Origin of the sequence: Kamptonema formosum PCC 10802, assembly GCF_000332335.1 — a bacterium.
Taxonomy (GTDB): Bacteria; Cyanobacteriota; Cyanobacteriia; order Cyanobacteriales; family Oscillatoriaceae; genus Oscillatoria.
Window position 1 is genome coordinate 663,698 of the sequence record NZ_KB235949.1, and the last position, 18,503, is coordinate 682,200.

Annotated in this window: 11 protein-coding genes; 5 read left to right on the top strand and 6 right to left on the bottom strand. The window is 55.7% G+C overall.

The features are described from left to right. Positions 1 to 230: 230 nt before the first annotated feature. The 4 genes from OSC10802_RS0133405 to OSC10802_RS0133420 all read right to left on the bottom strand — a co-directional run bounded on the left by OSC10802_RS0133405 (position 231) and on the right by OSC10802_RS0133420 (position 5,643). Complete coding sequence (locus tag OSC10802_RS0133405; protein ID WP_017721113.1) at positions 231 to 1,103, bottom strand: MBL fold metallo-hydrolase; 873 nt, start codon at positions 1,101 to 1,103, stop codon at positions 231 to 233. Between the two features lie 88 nt (positions 1,104 to 1,191). Next, entirely contained in the window at positions 1,192 to 1,707 is a 516-nt protein-coding gene (locus tag OSC10802_RS43050; protein WP_017721114.1) for a GUN4 domain-containing protein, read from the bottom strand. A gap of 390 nt (positions 1,708 to 2,097) precedes the next feature. Further along, positions 2,098 to 3,267: a response regulator gene (locus OSC10802_RS0133415; protein WP_017721115.1), complete on the bottom strand. Its 1,170-nt coding sequence runs from the start codon at positions 3,265 to 3,267 to the stop codon at positions 2,098 to 2,100. Between the two features lie 171 nt (positions 3,268 to 3,438). Then, positions 3,439 to 5,643 carry a response regulator gene (locus tag OSC10802_RS0133420; protein ID WP_017721116.1) on the bottom strand — a complete coding sequence of 735 codons (2,205 nt, stop codon included), beginning with the start codon at positions 5,641 to 5,643 and terminating at the stop codon, positions 3,439 to 3,441. 1,416 nt (positions 5,644 to 7,059) lie between these two features. Between OSC10802_RS0133420 and OSC10802_RS45150 the strand changes: the two genes are divergently transcribed. The 5 genes from OSC10802_RS45150 (at position 7,060) to OSC10802_RS0133450 (ending at position 13,898) form a co-directional block, all read left to right on the top strand. Then, positions 7,060 to 9,042 (top strand): serine/threonine-protein kinase, encoded by a 1,983-nt coding sequence (locus tag OSC10802_RS45150; RefSeq protein ID WP_052334374.1) that lies wholly within the window; start codon positions 7,060 to 7,062, stop codon positions 9,040 to 9,042. 29 nt (positions 9,043 to 9,071) lie between these two features. After that, positions 9,072 to 9,401, top strand: a complete 330-nt coding sequence (locus tag OSC10802_RS0133435) for a DUF6825 family protein (protein WP_017721118.1) — start codon at positions 9,072 to 9,074, stop codon at positions 9,399 to 9,401. 313 nt (positions 9,402 to 9,714) lie between these two features. Next, on the top strand, positions 9,715 to 11,415 hold the full coding sequence (locus tag OSC10802_RS0133440) for an ABC1 kinase family protein (protein WP_026099034.1): 1,701 nt from the start codon (positions 9,715 to 9,717) through the stop codon (positions 11,413 to 11,415). A gap of 211 nt (positions 11,416 to 11,626) precedes the next feature. After that, positions 11,627 to 12,400 carry a PP2C family protein-serine/threonine phosphatase gene (locus tag OSC10802_RS0133445; protein ID WP_017721120.1) on the top strand — a complete coding sequence of 258 codons (774 nt, stop codon included), beginning with the start codon at positions 11,627 to 11,629 and terminating at the stop codon, positions 12,398 to 12,400. A 1,300-nt stretch (positions 12,401 to 13,700) separates the two neighbouring features. Continuing rightward, positions 13,701 to 13,898 (top strand): NblA/ycf18 family protein, encoded by a 198-nt coding sequence (locus OSC10802_RS0133450; protein WP_017721121.1) that lies wholly within the window; start codon positions 13,701 to 13,703, stop codon positions 13,896 to 13,898. Positions 13,899 to 15,709: 1,811 nt separating this feature from the next. Here the strand turns inward: OSC10802_RS0133450 and OSC10802_RS0133455 are convergent. Together OSC10802_RS0133455 and OSC10802_RS0133460 are read right to left on the bottom strand one after the other, a co-directional pair. Beyond that, on the bottom strand, positions 15,710 to 16,156 hold the full coding sequence (locus tag OSC10802_RS0133455) for a hypothetical protein (RefSeq protein WP_017721122.1): 447 nt from the start codon (positions 16,154 to 16,156) through the stop codon (positions 15,710 to 15,712). 32 nt (positions 16,157 to 16,188) lie between these two features. Continuing rightward, complete coding sequence (locus OSC10802_RS0133460; RefSeq protein ID WP_017721123.1) at positions 16,189 to 17,355, bottom strand: anhydro-N-acetylmuramic acid kinase; 1,167 nt, start codon at positions 17,353 to 17,355, stop codon at positions 16,189 to 16,191. Between the last annotated feature and the right edge of the window lie 1,148 nt (positions 17,356 to 18,503).

Below are 18,503 nucleotides of genomic sequence, written 5' to 3' on the forward strand. Positions count from 1 at the left end.
TTGGGCTTTAGCCCAAAGGTTCGTAGTTGGGCTTTAGCCCAAAGGTTCGTAGTTGGGCTTTAGCCCAGAAACCCGGTTTCTTTAAGAAACCGGGTTTCTCAGTACCTTTTCTCAGTACCTCACCACTATGAGAAAGGCTATATCAGTTCCCAGAGTTTGGGTGCGTTCCGCTTTTTCTGCTCACTCCACACAAGCGGGGTGCTTAGCGTGCGGAACGCACCCTACTCCTGCTAATTCGCCTCCATCCAAGCAACGCACTCCTGCATTTGCCGGCGCACTGTTTCGCCATCTCCATGATACCGCCGACCGTGACCGGGGAGCACCCACTCGAAGGAGTAGTTAGCCAGCCGGCGCATCGATTTCAGCTGTTCTTCCCAAGAGTACCAGCACACCTCGCGGAAAGCCACCAGGTGGCCAAATTCGTCAGACCAAGCGAGATGATCGCCACTGAAAAGGTATTTCTTATTATACAGCAAAACCGTATGACCTTTGGTGTGACCGGGAACCGGAATAATCCGCAAGTCTGGAGCGAATTCCACCGGCTCATATCCCGTCAGTTGAATTTCTACATCCTTCGTGCCGGTGGTAATTTCATCAGCGTGCAGGATTCGCTGGCACCCAAAATGCTCTCTGTACTTCTGGTGATCCGCCACATCATCCCGGTGGGTGAGGTACATGTACTTAATCTCACCCATCTCCTCCAGTCGCTTGACGAGCGGAGGCGTAAAGCGGGGGGAATCGACTAAAATATTCCCTTCTCGCCGCAGAATTAAGTAGCTGGCAGCACCGTAGGAATCCTTGGAGTGGTAGCCGCAGTGGTAAACATTTTCACTCACTAAAATGGGAAAAGTCTGCTGCGCGTCTTTGCTATCCTTTGGCGTTTCGACGGTGCCAATAGAAGCCGTGGGGCAAGATAAGAGCGCCTGCATCGCTTGCAGCCGTTCGCTGGCGTTAGCCGGCTGGTGGTAAACCGCTGACTGCTCGTCATCACTGTGAAATACTGCCGGTGCCATCCACCGGCAGGTATCGCAGTCAATGCAGGTGCTATCGACATAAAAATCGCCGCTGATATTTTCGGGCCGGCGCTTGTTAAGATGAGCCACAATTTTACCTCTTTAATCTCCCTAAAAAACTTCGCTTTTCCTCTCGTTTACAGGCTCTATTATACCGGTGATTTGTTCATTTTTCGACCTACAAATTGCAGTCTGCAGCCTTTTGTAACAGCAATCGCCAGCCGGCAGACGCGAAACGGGCCAGCCAATACATCGAAAAAGTCGGGGGCACGAGCCAAGTAATGGGCAAATGCCCTGTGGGAGCTTCACTGCCAAACATTATCTCATCATATTTGAGCCATTTGTCCCCTGTCCGCCACCCAACTCTCTCAGCTAATTTGCCGTAGTCCGAGTCAACTTCGTGATAAATTTGTTTAATGACGCTAAAGCCAAAATGGCCCTTGCTGCGAGCCACCCAAAGTCGGTTTATCCTAACCAGGTCAGCGCAAGGAAATTGGCGGATATCGTTTTCCGTGAGCAGGCAATCTCGCCGGCGGTCCGCGCCGGCAATGAATAGCATCAGCCGGCGCGTTTCCCAATCCGCTTCTTTCCAGTCTTTTTGGGCCAATAAATGGTCTAATCTTGTCCAGTCCGCTCCCCCTTGAGAAGAGGCTCCTAAAGGTTGAGGGTGGTAGGGCTCTGGATTGCCGGTCATGGCTGCCTTCTGATTCTAGAGAATGTGTTTTCCTAAAAATATAATCTAGTGACACGGGAAGTCAAAGCAAGCCGGAGAGGTAAATTGGCGGATTGCTTTGACTTCATTATCTCCATTATACAGTGAGCGAAGGTCGGTCGATCGCCAGGCGGGCGCGCTAATTTTTGGCCGGGGTAGGTGAAATTGGCCAGCTCTACAGATAGCGTAGCTGGCGGAGCGGATAGAGCAGCGATGGCTCGCCAGCCCTACTACTTTGTCCTTTTTGTCAAGACAGGCCGGTCAAGTCCACAAGACCCACACCTAAAACATGAAGCAAACAGGACAATTTACACCCGTTATATGCCCCGAAATCGATATTGCCAGTCCGGATGATACGGTGAGAGAAGCGGCTCAAAAACCGGCAGCCTCGCCAGATTCATCGACAAGACAGGGTTGGGCACCCAACACTTCATAAATATCAATCGCCTGCTGCTTTCCGCGAGGCGTCACTCGGTCAATCCAGCGCAACTGAAACAGCGAGGGGTTAGTCAGCCGGCTCACCACAGCATCGCTGACAATCACCCCGCACCCGTAAACCTTCGTCAGCTCTTCCAAGCGAGAGGCAGTATTCACCACATCCCCAATCACCGTAGAATCCATCCGAGAATTAGAGCCCAGGGTGCCAATCAAACCCCTGCCGGTGTGAATTCCAATCCCAATATTCACCGGCACTTGCAAATTGAGCAAAACTCTGCTATCATTAAATTCGGGCAGGCTTTGCCGCATCATCACCGCCGCCGTCAGGGCGTCTTGCGCGTGCTGCCCCTGCCGGTCAAACACCGCCATAATCGCATCTCCCAGGAATTTATCAATGAAACCGTGCTGGGCGGCGATAGCTTGATTCATCTGAGTAAAGAACGCATTCAGCCACTTAAATGTATCCGCCGCCTCCTGAGATTCCGCGATGGCAGTAAAGCCGCGAATGTCGCAGAACAGGATCGAAATCTCTTCCTCTTTCGCATTTCCCAGCTGAATCGACTCCAGCCCAGCCGGCGCAATCCGCTGGAGAAATTGTTCCGGCACAAACAGGCGGAACTTTTCCGTCAGCGCTTGATTGATTTGCCAAGCGGCGGAAAGATTGCGCTTGTTTTTTTCCTGAAGTTTCTGGCTGAGCTGCAATTGCAACTGCTGCTCGCGCATCGCCTGCAACCGCAACGTGCTGGCAATCTTCGCCAGTAGCAGATTGCTTTTCACCGGCTTCGTGAGATAGGCATCTCCCATCATCTCCAGTCCTTTTAGCTTGGAGTCCTCATCCTCCAGCGCCGTCAGGAAAATCACCGGCACCGCTATCAGAAGAGGATCTTCTCGCAAGCGCCGGCACACCTCAAAGCCATCCATATCCGGCATCATCACGTCTAGCAAAATCAGCGCCGGTGGGGACTCCTTTGCCACCGCCAGCGCTCGCGCACCTGACTCAGCGGAGAGAGTCGCGTAGCCTTCTGACTGCAATAACTCTTCAAGCAAATATAAATTGCTAGGCTCATCATCCACAAGCAGAATGCAGGGCGGGTTGTTTGGCATGGCGGTGAAAATAAATTCGGCTGGCTCCTCAGAAATTTCTCCTCTACCTCTTCCTTTTTCTCCTCCTCCTTGGCGTCCTTGGCGTCTTGGCGGTTCATTATTAACACTATCAATTCGCCACCAGTATCCTTGTGCGAGCGGGAAGGGGTAAGGGGTTGCGGACGCTGTATTTTAATCCGAACCGATAAAAGATTCCACAGTCTCGATCGCGTGATTGAGATCCAGAGGCTTGCTCAAATACCCGTCAGCACCGGCTTGCAAGCAGCGCTCCCGATCTCCTGGCATGGCGGCGGCGGTGCACGCCACCACCGGCACTCCCTCCCACAGCGGATGAGCCTTCAGCTGGCGGATCAGCTCCAACCCATCCACATCCGGCAGCTGAATATCCATTAAAATCAGGTCGGGCAGCAGCTCGAGCTTCACCAGAGACGAGTGAATCGTTTCTAGCATAGCAGCGCCGTCGCCGATCAGCTCAACCATGTACCCCTGAGATTCCAGCAGCTCCGCGATCAGAATTTGGTTGAGCGGCTGGTCTTCCACCACCAGGACGCGCTTGGCACCGGCCTGTATTTCAGCACCACCGGCACCCGAACTCAAGCGCCAGGAGTTGGCCTCCTGGTTTTTAGAGGCCGGCACCTCCTGGCGCGGCACTTTCACCGGCAGCCACGCCCGAAAAATGCTCCCCTCACCCGCAACCGACTGGAACGAAACCGTCCCCCCGTGAAGTTCCGCCAGCCGTTTGGTCAGCGCCAGCCCCAAGCCGGTGCCCTCATGCCGCCGCGTCAGGGAAGCGTCCACCTGCTGGAAGGGGCGGAACAGCAAGTGCCACAATTCCTGCGGCACACCGATTCCGGAGTCGCTCACCTCCAGACACAGGTAAGCCGTGCTGGGATTGATGGGACTGCGGTCGGGCCGGATGTCCCCGGCCAGATCGCTGCCATAAGCCAGCCGTCCCGCCAGCTTGACTTTTCCCCTGTCTGGGGTAAATTTGACGGCATTGGAGAGCAAGTTGATCAGGATTTGCCGCACCCGCCTTTCGTCGAGCAGCACCTGGCTGAGCCGGTAATCCACTTCCAGGGATAGAGCGATAGCTTTAGCTTCGGCGCGGGGTTGAATCATTTTCAAGCACTGGCTGCACAGGTCTTGAACGCAGACCGGCTCCAAGTTTAGCTCGACTTTGCCTGCTTCAATTTTGGAAAGGTCGAGAATGTCATTGATCAGCTGCAGCAGGTGCTGGCCACTTTTGTCAATCGCCTTGACGTGATTGATTTGGCGCGGGGTCAGGGAGCCGGCGGTTTGCCGCAGCAGCAAGTCGGAAAAGCCTAAAATGCTGTTGAGAGGCGTCCGCAGTTCGTGGGACATCGCGGCCAGAAACTCGGATTTCAGCTGGGACGCCCGCTCCAGGTCCTGATTCATCTGCCGCAGGTGCTCTTGGGCGCGGACGCGCTCGATGGCCACCCCCAGGGTGCGGCAGGCGGCCAGCAGCATGTCCTGCTGGGGGGCGTCCTGCAGTTTTTGCAGGTTGCGCGATTCCAGGGTGAGCACGCCGATAATCGTGCCGGTGGTGGAAGGAATGGGAAAAATGCCCAGCTGGCCAATGGCCGGACTGCGAAATCCCGGCACTGACTTGGGGTGGTTTTGGTAGTCCCCCACAAATAGGGGCAGGCCGGTTTCTACCACTTCCCAGAGCAGCCCCTGTCCGTAGGGAATTCCCCGATCCAGCAGCGCCTGCATTTCGGCCACCGCCGGCTCGCCGTAAGTGGCGAGAAACTGGCCGGAAATCTCATTGGTGAGGACGCCGGCGTAGCGCTCAATCCCCTCCCCGCTAATGACTTTGACGTCTCCGAAGGCGGCATTCATCGCTTGCACCAGGTAGCTGAGAGCGAATCGGCCAATTTCTCGCAAGTCCCCGGAGGCTTGCAGCCTTTCCGTCAAGCCCAGCAAAAATCTCAGACGCCTCACCTCGTCATTTAAGCTGGCTTGGGAGCGTTTGTAGCTGGTAACGTCCCGAAAGGTAAACAGCCGTCCCCCATCGGAGGTGGTGGTTGTGTAAACTTCCAGCGAAATGCCGTTGGCTTGTTCTAGGTAGAGGGAAACGCTCTCGGTTTCGGCTCGGTCGAGGGCTTGTCCCAGCTCCTCCCCTTGCTGGGCGGACCAGTAGCCCCCCCCCACCACTTCGGCAAATATGGCGTCACTGTGCGGCTGGGTTTTCAGCCAATCTGGTGATAGCCCCCAAATCTCCGCCAGTTTTCGATTGAACAAAACCAGGCGGTCGGTTCGGTCAAACAGCGCGATCGCATTGTCCACTTGGTTGAGGATGAGTTCCCGCTCCTCCTTTAACCGCTGCAAGTGCCTCTCAATCTGCTCTTGATTCATATACGCTCTATCAACCAGCCGGGGGCTATATAGAAATCTTTAAGGTTACTTTACAAAACATTACACTTCACACCCGTGAGGCCGGTCTCTCTGGGTTTGTGATCTCGGTTACATGTTACCCCGTTCGCAATGGCCACGGCGGGCCGGCAGGGTGAAGTAATATCACTTACGGTGAATTGCTTTTCTAATATCGATCGCGCAGCCCTTGCCAACCCTAGGAAAATCCGGCATTATTAATTTTGATACAGCCGGATACGATATTATCCATTGCGCGGCTCCCTATGAAGGCCCTGTTCCTTTGAGAGAATCTCGCCGTATAGGGCACCGGGCGTGATTTTTCGGATTGGATTAAATTGTGAAAATTGTCAACTGGTGAGGCGGTTTTTCTTTGATTTTTTTTCTTTAACCCTCTATAGTATCATGTCCTTGAACTGCTGCAATGAGCAGCTGTGACAGTGCGGCAAGCGCACTTCGTAGCGGCTGCGCAACTCAGCTAGCAGCTCCGCAGGATCGGCGTGCCCGATGGGCAATGCGAGCGTGGGGATGCCCCGATGCGTGGATTGGGGATCTCCGGATTGAGGATTGACTGTTTTCCCGAATGCCCAATGCGAGCGTGGGGATGCCCGGATGCGTGGATGCCCGGATGCGTGGATGCCCGGATGCGTGGATTGGGGATGGATTCGGGACTTAGGCACAACGGTGAAAGAAACCGGGTTTCTGCTTCAAAGAACGAGGGCTTGGAGGTACAGCTGGTTCAGAAACCAGGGTTCTGCGCAAGTCCTGTGATTGTTGCGCCCCAGATCTAATTCTTCTTTCCTAATGCCCCATGCCCATATTGGCCGCTATAGCCTTTCTCATCGTTTGCGAGGTACTGAGAAACCCGGTTTCTTTAAGAAACCGGGTTGGAAAGGCCATAGTTCATCCAACTGAGAGCCGCTATATTCCGCTGTGAATAACCGGCACAGCGACAGCTAGATTGAGTGTTCCGTATTTTTGAGCTCTTTAAACGAGCGCTCGCCCCCAAACAATTGGAGAGCCGGCTAAACTAAGAGTTAAGCGGTGGGCAAGCCTGAACTGGGACTGAGAATTCTTGCTCTCTTCCCAGAATAAAATTGCCAGTGCCTGGGAGGTTTAGGACTAGGGCAGCCTGTAGGGACAAGGGCACGCCCTGTCTCCTGTGTGGCAGACAGCCCCTCACCCCCTCTCACCGGCTCGGCATACCGCCCGTGCTGCAGAGCGTGCTGATCTTCTTCCCGAAACTTCCCGATCTGCTCGTTCGCTAGATGATGCGCTTTCTCGCGGCGCTCCCACCGGCGGCACGCATTCGGGCCGAATCTTTACATTGCATAAATGGCAAGGCGGCAGTGCCCCCGGCGCGGTAGCATAAATGGGAAAAAACTGGCAGAGAGAATATTTATGAACAACTTACCAGCCGGCAGAGTCCTGAAAAGTGGCCAATACGCTATCGAGGCGCTCTTGACTGACAGCATGGGCCAAGGGAAATTTGGCATTACCTATCGCGCCACCCGGGTCGGGTCGGACCAGCTAGTGGCCATCAAAACCCTCAGCGCCAGCCTGCGCCAGCATCCCGACTTTGAGCAGTTTCACAAGCAATTCCGCGCCCGAACGCAGAAGCTGCTGGAGTGCCAGCACCCCCATCTCGTCCGAGTTTGCGACTGTTTCGAGGAAGCAGGACTGTTTTATGCGGTGATGGAATACATTCCCGGCCAGACCCTGGCCAAAATCGCAGGCAATCAGCCGGTGCCAGAAGCGACAGCCATTCACTACATTCGCCAGATAGGCGCGGGCTTGAGCTTGGCTCACCAGACCGGCTTGCTGCACCTGGACATCAAACCGCAAAACATCATCCTGCGCCAGGGAAGCAATACCGCAGTGCTGACAGACTTCAGCCTCGCCGGCGAGTTAACTCCCGGAGCAGACCGAACCCGCGCCTGCCTCTCAGCGGGGTACGCGCCGGTTGAGCTGTACTTGCCAACAGCGCCCCGCACCCGGGCAACCGACATCTACGCCCTCGCCGCCACCCTTTACTGCCTGCTCATCGGGTTCCCGCCGGTGGCCGCACCCCTGCGGGTGACGCGAGCAAAAACCGCAGCCGGTTCGAATCCTGTCTCCCTCCCCGAGAGGCGGCAGCTGCAACTCAACCTCAGCCAAGCTGTCAAACAGGCCATTCGCCTGGGCTTGCAGATCAAACCCCACCGGCGGGCGCAAACCGTAGAAGAGTGGCTGGAACTCTTGCCGCAACCGCAACCCGCCACCAACACCCAGCGCTTGGCGCACCAGCCGGGCGCAACAGTAGCAGGTGGGGCGAAACGCGAAATCGTCGCGTTCAGCACCCCCAGCACCGGCACCGGCACCGAGACTTCCGCGCCGCAGCTTCCCGCAGAGCCGGCCCCCCCCCGACCGCCAGCCAAACAGTCCCACCGCCAGAGCCCATCCGGCTCTGACAGCAATACAGCCCGCTTTGGCGCGGCGGATTTCTGGATTTTCGGGGAATTCCAGGATGTGAGGCCAAATTCGACCGAGCTCCCGGCACCTGTCGCCCCCAAACCAAGGGCAGTGCCGTCAAGTTGGCAAGCTCCCCAGATTCGGGAAAGTCTGCCACTTTTCGATTCCTGTGTTGTTCCTGTGCCCTTCCCCTCTCAAGTGCCAGCGCAGGCTTACCCAGCTGCAGACCCCGCCCGCGAACCCGCAGAAACCCGAGTGCCTGCTGCGCCTCCCTCACAGCCAGCCGCCAGCACCCAAGAAAGCAGGCAGGACGGCGGCGATGCAGGGCCTGCCGCTTATGAGCCATCCCGGCGCTGGCTTCCCGTCGCCTTCATCGTCACCGCCGCTGTCGCAGGGGCAGCCGGTGCCGGCACCGGCTTGGCACTCCGGTTTAACAGCGCCGGCCAGCCCGGTTCTACCCTGTTTCACGCTGACCAGTCCTTTCCCGCCCGCAACGACTGGCCCGCCTCAGAAACCGCCCCGCAGCACGCAGATGCCACCGGCACCGAAAGCCCTTCCGCCTTTGGCGAGAGCGACCCAGAAGCGCCAGCGGAATCTGAGGCATTCGGACAGCACGAGAGTGACTCCGATCAATTCGGGGCTCAGCCCCCGGACGGCCCCAATCCTGCCCCCGAGGATTTAAGCGCCGCCGAACCGGCCTCCGCCGGGCCTTTATCGAGTCGGGATGGGGCTGAAAGTGCCACTCCGCTAACCGGCACCTCACTGAAAAAGACCCTCACCCTCCCCCAGCGACACACTCCCGAGCCGGTGTCTTCTGTCCTGCCGTCTGGCACACAGGCAGACACCCCAGAACCCCAGCCCTTTTTGGAGGTGCCTTCCCCAGATCCGGGCTTCACTCCCGGAACGGGCATCATTTTAGAGGGCAGGTTATAATTTGTTGCTGACAGGCGCAGAGTTTTTTTATGAGTAATTCCCTAGTCCATGCCTTTTTTGTTGGCAGAGCCCTGGCTGAAGCGCTCAACGAACAGCTCGAAAAAACCTTGACGGACGCCCTCAGCGACCTCGGCAAATTTGATGCCGAGCAGCGGGAGCGCTTGCGGCAGTTCACCGCTCAAGTCCTCGAACGAGCCTGTGTTGAAGCCCAAACTGCCACCGCCAACCGGGTGCCTAACTCTGAGCCCTCCGGGCCGGATTCACCTGGCCGGGACCTGCAAGCCACTATTGATGAGCTGCGGGCAGAAATCGCTCAGCTGCGCGTTCAGCTGGCAAGCTATCGCAGCCGCTCTGTTTAATCCCCCAGCTCGCCCGAGCGGGGAATCTATCAGGCATGAGGAATGAGTTTAAAATAAGAAATAATAACTCATTCCTCATTCCAGATTCCAAAAAACTGAAACCTCAATCCCGTCAATCACCAGAAAAAATACGTTAGGAAACCGAGTGTCTGCTCTCCCTGATGACCAACTCACCCGCAAGCAATATGCCGAGCGCACGGCGGATGCTGAGCCCCAGCTCCCGCACAGCCGCAGCGCTAACGGCAGAAACGGGTCGCGTTCTGAAAGCGTCAGTGCCTTTGGCACTTTGAATCGCGCCGCGTCCGCCCAAGGGATAGCCTGGCCTCGACCTCTCGGAAAAGCCAACTCTGATAGGGCTTACCGCTGGAATCGCGAAGGTTACTCCCATCGCCGGCGCTTCATCGAAATTTGGACGTTCGTTTTGTTGCTGATGGCCGGTATATGGCGTAACAGTAAACCTTGGACTTATCCCGGCGGCTTCACTGAAGCCAAACTTAAGGCCAGATGCCGCTCTCAAGCTGTCTGGATTCGAGAGACACTGCTGGAACTGGGGCCTACTTTTATTAAGGTTGGGCAGCTGTTCTCGACACGGGCCGATATCATCCCCACGGAATACGTCGAGGAACTCTCCAAGCTCCAAGATAAGGTGCCGGCTTTCAGTTATGAGCAGGTGGAGCGGATTGTTGAGCAGGACTTGGGGAAGCCGATTTCTCAACTCTACCTCAGTTTTGACCCGATTCCCCTGGCGGCGGCCAGTCTCGGACAGGTGCACAGAGCCCAGCTTCACTCCGGCGAAGACGTTGTGGTTAAGGTGCAGCGAGCGGGACTGCGGCAGCTGTTTGATATTGATTTGGATATCGCTAAGGGGATCGCCCGCTACTTTCAAAACCATCCGGAGTGGGGCAAAGGCCGAGACTGGATGGGCATCCACGCCGAGTGCTGCAAAATTCTTTACGAAGAAATCGATTATATCAATGAAGGCCGCAATGCGGATACCTTTCGCCGCAACTTCCGGGGCTATGACTGGGTGCGGGTGCCGCGCGTCTACTGGCGCTATGCCTCCCAGAGGGTGCTGACCCTGGAATATCTGCCGGGGATTAAAATTAGCCACTACGAAGCTTTGGAGGCTGCCGGTCTCGACCGCAAACTGCTGGCCAACTTGGGGGCTAGGGCCTACCTGCAGCAGCTGCTCAATGATGGCTTTTTCCACGCTGACCCCCACCCGGGCAATATCGCTGTCAGCCCGGACGGGGCCCTGATTTTCTACGATTTCGGCATGATGGGCCGCGTCAGGAGCGATATCCGGGAAAAACTGATGCAGCTGTTTTTTGGCATCGCTCAAAAAAGCGGCGACCAGGTGGTGGCGGCTCTGGTAGAATTAGGTGCTCTCTCTCCTGCAGACGACATGGGGCCGGTGCGCCGGTCTGTCCAGTATATGCTGGATCACTTTATGGACCAGCCTTTTGAAAATCAGTCTGTGGCTGAGATTACTGACGATTTGTACGAGATCGCCTACGACCAGCCTTTTCGCTTTCCCGCTACCTTCACGTTTGTGATGCGGGCGTTTTCTACTCTGGAAGGGGTGGGTAAGGGACTTGACCCAGAGTTTAACTTTATGGAGGTTGCAAAGCCATTTGCAATGCAGATTATGACCAATGGCAACTCTTTTGAGGGGAATAGCTTCCTCGACGAACTGGGTCGCCAAGCGGCTCAGGTCAGCAGTACGGCTTTGGGTCTGCCCCGCCGCATAGAGGATACGATTGAGAAGCTGGAGCGCGGGGACCTTCGCATCCGCGTTCGCTCTACCGAAACAGACCGGGCCCTCCGGCGTCTGAGCAGCATCCAGCTGGGCAGCAATTACGCCATGCTTATCGCTGCCTTCACGTTGTCAGCTACGATTTTATTAGTTAGCGATAAGGTTTGGCTGGCAATCTTGGTTGCTCTGGTGGCAGTGGCCATTGGCGTGGCCTTCATCCGCCTCCTGATGCGCCTCGACCGCTTCGAGCGCTTTTGACCCCCGACGCACTCCGACTGGGGAAAATTGCCAGGCCTCGGCAGGGGATGCCCGCAGGATGACAGCACAGACCGCTGTCGGGGCGGGACGGATCTGTTATGTCTCAATTCCGGGAGACAAGTCAGTACCTGCGCCGGCTCCCCGCTAGCAGCCCTGCCATCCCCCTCTCCCACTCAGCACTCAACTCCCACTCAGCACTCAGCACCGATCCATGAAACGCTACTTTGCCGGTCTCACCGACCAGGGACTCCTTCGCTCTGTGAATCAGGACGCCTTCTATATCGATCCGGGCGGGCGATTTTTCATCGTGGCGGATGGTATGGGCGGACATGCGGGAGGTCAAGAGGCGAGTCAAATCGCGACGGAGGTGATGCAAAGCTATCTCGACACACACTGGGATTCGGCTCAGTCTTCTGTGGCCCTCCTGGAAGCCGCCTTTTTTAAGGCTAATGAGGCAATTTTGCAAGACCAGCGCACTCATCCGGAACGCTCCGATATGGGGACAACTGCCGTTGTCGTCCTGTTTCGGGAAGACTCCTCTCAACCCTCAGATACAAAAGCTCAGACGGTCTGGGCGGCTCACGTGGGCGACTCTCGCCTCTACCGGCTGCGCGGCTCTAAGCTGGAGCAAATTACTGAAGACCACACCTGGATCTCGCGGGCGGTGAAAGCCGGCCACCTGACTTTGGATCAAGCCCGCAACCACCCTTGGCGGCACGTCCTCTCCCAGTGTCTGGGACGCCAAGACTTGCAAGAAATTGATATCCAGCCGGTGGATGTGCAGCCCTCCGACCGCTTGCTCCTGTGCAGCGACGGTTTGACTGAAGAACTCCCTGACAGCTCGATCTGCTCCCACCTCAAAAGTATTCGCGCCTGCGAGCCAGCAGCTCAGACTCTGGTTAATGCTGCTAAGGAGAAAGGGGGGCGCGACAACATTACGGTGGTGATTGTGGCCATAGACGCCCGCGACCGGGCTGAAAATTAGCGGCTGTCTGTCCAGTCTGTGGGCCGCTACGGGCCGGTGAGCTCTAGAATGTCCGCCACACAGCTGAGAATGCTTGCCCACCGGCCCGTGGCAGTTGCGCCGGCACGGGTCGCCGCTGTCTCTCACTCTCCTTTATCAGAACTCTGGCATTTTGGCAAGCCCCCCCTCTGATTTTTTGCGCTACATTTTAGGTAACAGTGTGGGGGGATTCGACAGGGTGTCTCTGCTGAGTCTTTTGCTAGGAGTACCTGCCGGTCTTTGATATCACCTCCGGTTGATTGACTGCTCAACCGCCGCACCCCACACCCCCCTCCTTTGCCCACAAGAGGAGAGGCCGGTGAAAAAAGCAAACTATATTCCCCCCCTCTCTCCCAGGGAAGCTGGGATAAGAGGGCTTAGGTTTTTCAGATTATCCCTCTTTTGTCAAACAAGGGTGAAAGCCGGATCTGTCGTTGCCTGAAATAGCGCAAATTCGTCAAATTGCCCCAACGTGACAGAAGAGGGTTATAGCAGCAGTCATATTGGTTAGGACATCCGTGACCTAGGGAAAAAGGCGTAGGGCCGGCGTTCCCTCCGTGCCCTCTTGATCTAATGTCCTAACCTAAGTGCATACTGCTATAATCAACCGCATAGTGATATGACCGGCAGCAAGAAGAGAGCATCCTCCCATTTGGGGGGATGTTCTTTTCCCCACCCAACCCAGCGCAGGATTGCCGGCTATTGCCGCGCCTCAAGGGTCGCATCTCCTTGCAGGGGCGCAGGCGTGACGCCCTTTGGAAACCGCCAGAGGCAATAATCTCGTCTCTATAGGAGTGTGGGGTGCGGTTTGGCGCTTTCGCCCCGACGGCAGGCGTTGCGCGGCCCGGGGTCAGTGCCGTGACACGAACCCGCAGGTGCCGGCACGCAAGCTTTCCCCCCTTTGAGGGTCAAAAGTCTTTAACCGATCCAAAAAGCCAGAAACTGCCTGCATTTGTTGGCAGGAACGCGCCGGCATTATTCTTTGCAGGCTACACAGCGATTTGGTTCAGGTTGAGCAATTTTCCTGTTTGCGATTTGATACAACTGCCTGTATCCGGTATGGGAACTCAGCCAGTTTTCTGGCCCTCTTTACCCCCAACTTGTTTCGCAGGAGGGATGCGCAGTCTGTCAAATAATTGCTATCTTTTTTAAGAGTAAGCAATGGCGTTTGTGGGGTCAGGTAATCCGGAAACCCACTGACAGGGGCTGAAAGGAAGTCATAAGTCTGGCTTCCGCAGCACGCGCTCGCTTTCCCCGGCTGTTTTTACACTTGGAGGTCTTTATGAACCAACCTATTGAACTCTCTTTGGAGCAACAATTCAGTATCTGGTCTTTTAAGACGCAGGTGGAGCAAATGAACCTGGAACAGGCTCAGGAGTTTTTGGTCAAGCTCTACGAACAGATGATCGTCCGCGAAGCCACCTACCAGGAGCTTTTGAAGCACCAGTGGGGCTTAGAGGCAGGTCCTGCGATTGAGTAGAGCCTTTTTGTCGCACAGTGGGCGACCTCCGTCTCTTGCTCTGTTCCTGCGAGGAAAGGAGCTGGGGGTGTTGGGGCGTCAACTTTACTCACCTCCAATTTGTCCGCTAACTGCTCTCAACTTACAGCCGTCTCTTTAATATCCGAATTATTGCCTGTTTTTGTAGTTTTTTGACAACATACTTACAGCTGTGATGCTTTTTTGATAAGCTCTGCTTACCTATTCAATAAGATTAAGTTAAGTTTTTACTAAAGATGTATCCCGAAAGACGCCGACCTTCCCTCTCCAATGGAAACCCTGCCGGTGTTGCCTGACAGCAATGGTTGGCACTCCGCTCCCACTTGGGCCCAGAGCGCGGGACTGGGGCCCAGGGCACCGAGAATTCCTTATCCAGCAACCCTTTGAAAACTTAAATAACGGAATATTTATAGCACTAGGCACTTAGGTTCGTACATTTCGGCCTCTTTTGCACCCCCCCAGTCCTGCTCCTATTGTCCTAACCCATATTACTACTGGGATATAGACGTAGGCCAGCGTCTGGCTGCCCTGAAGGTCTAATGTTCTAACCTAAATGCATACTGCTATATCATCCCAGGGCGAGTAGCTGCCCCACCCTCTCGATAGGAACAGGTCATTTATTGATGGGGGCTCGATGGGAAGAGGGGGAGAGAGGGAGAAAAGCTAAGCTGTGGCGCATTGAATTTGCCCTACCCATCCCTATCCCCTCCCTCCCAGGGTCCTTATCGGAGACGTCCCAAGGTCGGCTCTGCTTTGAATATGTTTGTAGTTGGGCTAAAGCCCAAAGTTTGTAGTTGGGCTAAAGCCCAAAGTTTGTAGTTGGGCTAAAGCCCAAAGTTTGTATAGCAGCAGTCATATTGGTTAGAACAATAGAAGCTTCGGGAGCGCTGGAGCAAGGGAGGCCGGAATGTCGGTTTCCTAAATGCTTACTGCTATATAGACGTAGGGCAGGCGTCCGCCGAGCCTGAAGGTCTAATGTTCTAATCTAAGTGGCTACTGCTATAGTTGGGCTTTAGCCCAAGGGCATTCAGGCATCGGGCGTCGCACCGGCGGCTTTTGTCCTGGGGCCAAAAAAAAATTACAGGCCATTAACCTGTACCGATGCTAGCCGATACTGTTTTGCTAACAACCTTTAACAGTCGCTAATAAATACATAAGCTTCAGAGTCTCTCAACCAAGGCCTATCAACCCGTGCCCGCAGTCAAATCCCAGCATTATACATCAGAGCAATCTAGATCCCATTTACCACTTTATAAAGTTAAAAAAACGGGTATAGCAGTAGTCATATTGGTTAGGACACTAATGGCAAGGCGTCAGGGGCTCATGCGTATGGGGCTCATGCGCATGGGGTAAGTAGGGGCGGGTTCACCCAAAATGTCTCTGGGTTTTACCAGATGTTAGTAAACCCGCCCCTACCAGCTTTTGCCTGCATGCGTGATGCCATGCATGCGTGATGCCCATGTCCTAATCTAAGTGCATACTGCTATATCTAAACTCAGGAAAGTCCATCCACCTTTGGTTTTCAGGTTAAGATGGCTCCCTATTGCGGCGGGCAACCTCTCTCGGCTGCTGCTGGCAGCCCCCAAAGGGATATTTTAAAACCAATCAAACGGATTTTTTCTTCTTTATGCGAATTGCCATCGCCGTGCGAGAGGCACGAGCCTTTCTTTACATGCGTCTCCAGGTAAGGGCACGATCTTAAACGGCGATAGACGCGCTTATTTTCCGTCTAATCAGTCATAAAACCGCCGGTGAGCCTCAAGCGATGGAGCATCATCGCTCCCGCTTTCGGGCTAGTCCGGCTGGCGCTCATAGGTGGCTTCCATAGTGCTGCTCAGGTAGTGACCGGCCATAATAGCGCTGGAGTGGTAGTATTTGTGCCCATCCAGGCGGTAGAGGGTTTCAAAGCCACTGCGTCGCTGCTGGTCGCCGAGTACCCAGTAGCGCTGCACAATTGTTTCCGGGGCAATCCAGCCTTCGCCCTCCACGCGGCCCAGGTCGCTGTGCTGGAGGACAAAAGTGTACTGGCGCTCGCCACTGTCGAGGTGCCCCCGGTACTGTAAAGTAATTTGCTCGCGCTCAGTGCCTGGAAATACCAGTCTGGTGACCATAGTGAACCAATTCTCTTGATTCCATGCCACCAGAGTTTTACCTTTGACAGGAATGGGCATCCCATTGCGCTCCAGCCAGTACCCTTCCAGCGTCCACCGGCCTGGTTCGATTAAAAACGTGTGATTCACGGCACGATTCCTTAATGCCCTTACATGCTATCTTATTGCTTTTCCCAGGCAAGATGGATGTCACCCAGCAGGGCAGCCTGACGGGCACCCGTGACCAGGGGGAGATTGCCAGGGATGCCCAACTGACGCCAGTAGGCAAGAACCGCAAAGGCGATCGCTTCTTTGAAATCCGCACTCAACCCCACATCATCAGTTTTCAGCACCGGCACCGGCTCCATCATAGCTTGCAGGCGGCTTTTCAAATATAAATTGCGGCTGCCCCCGCCGCAGAGCAGCACCCTGTCCGGCTGCACCGGCAAAAAAGTCCGCAATTCCCTCGCAATCGTTGCCGCAGTCAGTTCAGCCAGACTGGCCAGCAAGTCAGCCGGACTGAGGGAATACCCTTCTGCCTCAGCCAGACAGCGGTGAAAATACTCCACCCCAAACAATTCCCGACCGGTGGATTTGGGCGGCGGCTGCTGAAAAAATGGGTGCTGCAGCCACTGCTCTACCAGGGGGGCGCAAGGGCTGCCGGTGGCTGCCATAGCCCCGTCTTTGTCGTAAGTTTGGGCACCGCCGGTCAGGTGCTGCACCGCTATGTCCAGCAGCACATTGCCCGGGCCGGTGTCCCACCCCCGCACCCCTCGCTCCCAGTCGGGAGTTCCTGTTGCCGGTATAAAAGTAACATTCCCAATGCCGCCAATATTTTGCACGCACCGGCACTCTGTCGGCTGACTCAGCAAACAGACATCCACCTTCGGCACCAGGGGCGCACCCTGTCCGCCAAGGGCGATATCAGCCGCCCGGAAATTGCTCACCGTGGGAATGCCGGTCAGCTCCGCAATAACAGCACCGCGCCCCAGCTGCAGGCTGTATCCCAGTCGTGCGGGCCGGCTCGCCGTGTTCCCAGGGGGCCGGTGGTAGACAGTTTGGCCGTGAGAGCCAATCAGCTCCGCCTGCGGGTGGCCGGTGTTGATAGCTATTGCGGCGCGGGCAAATTCTTCCGCGATGGCGTCATCCAGTTCTGCGAGTTCCGCCATCGTTACCGCCGCGCCGGCGCAAACATCCAAGATTCGGGAGCGCAGTTGGGCTGGGTACGAGAAAGTGGAAGCAGCCAGCAGCTCAACTTTCAAGTCCAATTCTGTGCCGGTGATTTCGGCCAAGGCGGCATCTATGCCATCCACCGAGGTGCCGCTGATTAAACCAATTACTTTTGTCACTGGAGATGATGGATTGCTAGGTTCGGGGTTGGGCAGCGGGAATGGGGCAGCGGCTTGTACGGGGCATCATCCTACAATCGCATCATCGCATGGGGCGAAAAGGCGTGCCGGTGCTGACAAAGAAGACACCTAGTACAAATTGTACAGATTTCTCAGTTCCAGGGCAGCGGCTTGTACGGGGCACCGGCACCATAGCAGCGGGCGAATGGGCCTCAGGGTGTTGACATTTTCGCCACTTGTTTTGTGTGCCCATTGGTACACATTTGTCAGTTCTGGCGGCATGGGGCATGGCACAATCGGGGCACCGGCACCATGGCAGCGGGCCAATGGACCTCAGGGTGTTGACATTTTCGCCACTTGTTTTGTGTGCCCATTGGTACACATTTGTCACCGGCACCATGGCAGCGGGCGAATCGGCCTCAGGGTGTTGACATTTTCGCCACCTGTTTTGTGTGCCCATTGGTACACATTTGTCACCGGCACCATGGCAGCGGGCCAATTGGCCTCAGGGTGTTGACATTTTCGCCACTTGTTTTGTGTGCCCATTGGTACACATTTGTCAGTTCTGGCGGCATGGGGCATGGCACAATCGGGGCACCGGCACCATGGCAGCGGGCCAATGGACCTCAGGGTGTTGACATTTTCGCCACTTGTTTTGTGTGCCCATTGGTACACATTTGTCACCGGCACCATGGCAGCGGGCGAATCGGCCTCAGGGTGTTGACATTTTCTCCACCTGTTTTGTGTACCATTGGTACACATTTGTCACCGGCACCATGGCAGCGGGCCAATGGGCCTCAGGGTGTTGACATTTTCGCCACTTGTTTTGTGTGCCCATTGGTACACATTTGTCAGTTCTGGCGGCATGGGGCATGGGGCAATCGGGGCACCGGCACCATGGCAGCGGGCCAATGGGCCTCAGGGTGTTGACATTTTCGCCACTTGTTTTGTGTACCATTGGTACACATTTGTCACCGGCACCATGGCAGCGGGCCAATGGGCCTCAGGGTGTTGACATTTTCGCCACTTGTTTTGTGTGCCCATTGGTACACATTTGTCACCGGCAGCATGGCAGCGGGCCAATGGGCCTCAGGGTGTTGACATTTTCGCCACCTGTTTTGTGTGCCCATTGGTACACATTTGTCACC

What these genes read in the sequence shown, in the direction of transcription:
- OSC10802_RS0133445 (WP_017721120.1), top strand. Translation starts at nt 11,627, where the DNA reads ATGAAACGCTACTTTGCCGGTCTCACCGACCAGGGACTCCTTCGCTCT.
- OSC10802_RS43050 (WP_017721114.1), bottom strand. Translation starts at nt 1,707, where the DNA reads ATGACCGGCAATCCAGAGCCCTACCACCCTCAACCTTTAGGAGCCTCT.
- OSC10802_RS0133435 (WP_017721118.1), top strand. Translation starts at nt 9,072, where the DNA reads ATGAGTAATTCCCTAGTCCATGCCTTTTTTGTTGGCAGAGCCCTGGCT.
- OSC10802_RS0133450 (WP_017721121.1), top strand. Translation starts at nt 13,701, where the DNA reads ATGAACCAACCTATTGAACTCTCTTTGGAGCAACAATTCAGTATCTGG.
- OSC10802_RS0133420 (WP_017721116.1), bottom strand. Translation starts at nt 5,643, where the DNA reads ATGAATCAAGAGCAGATTGAGAGGCACTTGCAGCGGTTAAAGGAGGAG.
- OSC10802_RS0133415 (WP_017721115.1), bottom strand. Translation starts at nt 3,267, where the DNA reads ATGCCAAACAACCCGCCCTGCATTCTGCTTGTGGATGATGAGCCTAGC.
- OSC10802_RS45150 (WP_052334374.1), top strand. Translation starts at nt 7,060, where the DNA reads ATGAACAACTTACCAGCCGGCAGAGTCCTGAAAAGTGGCCAATACGCT.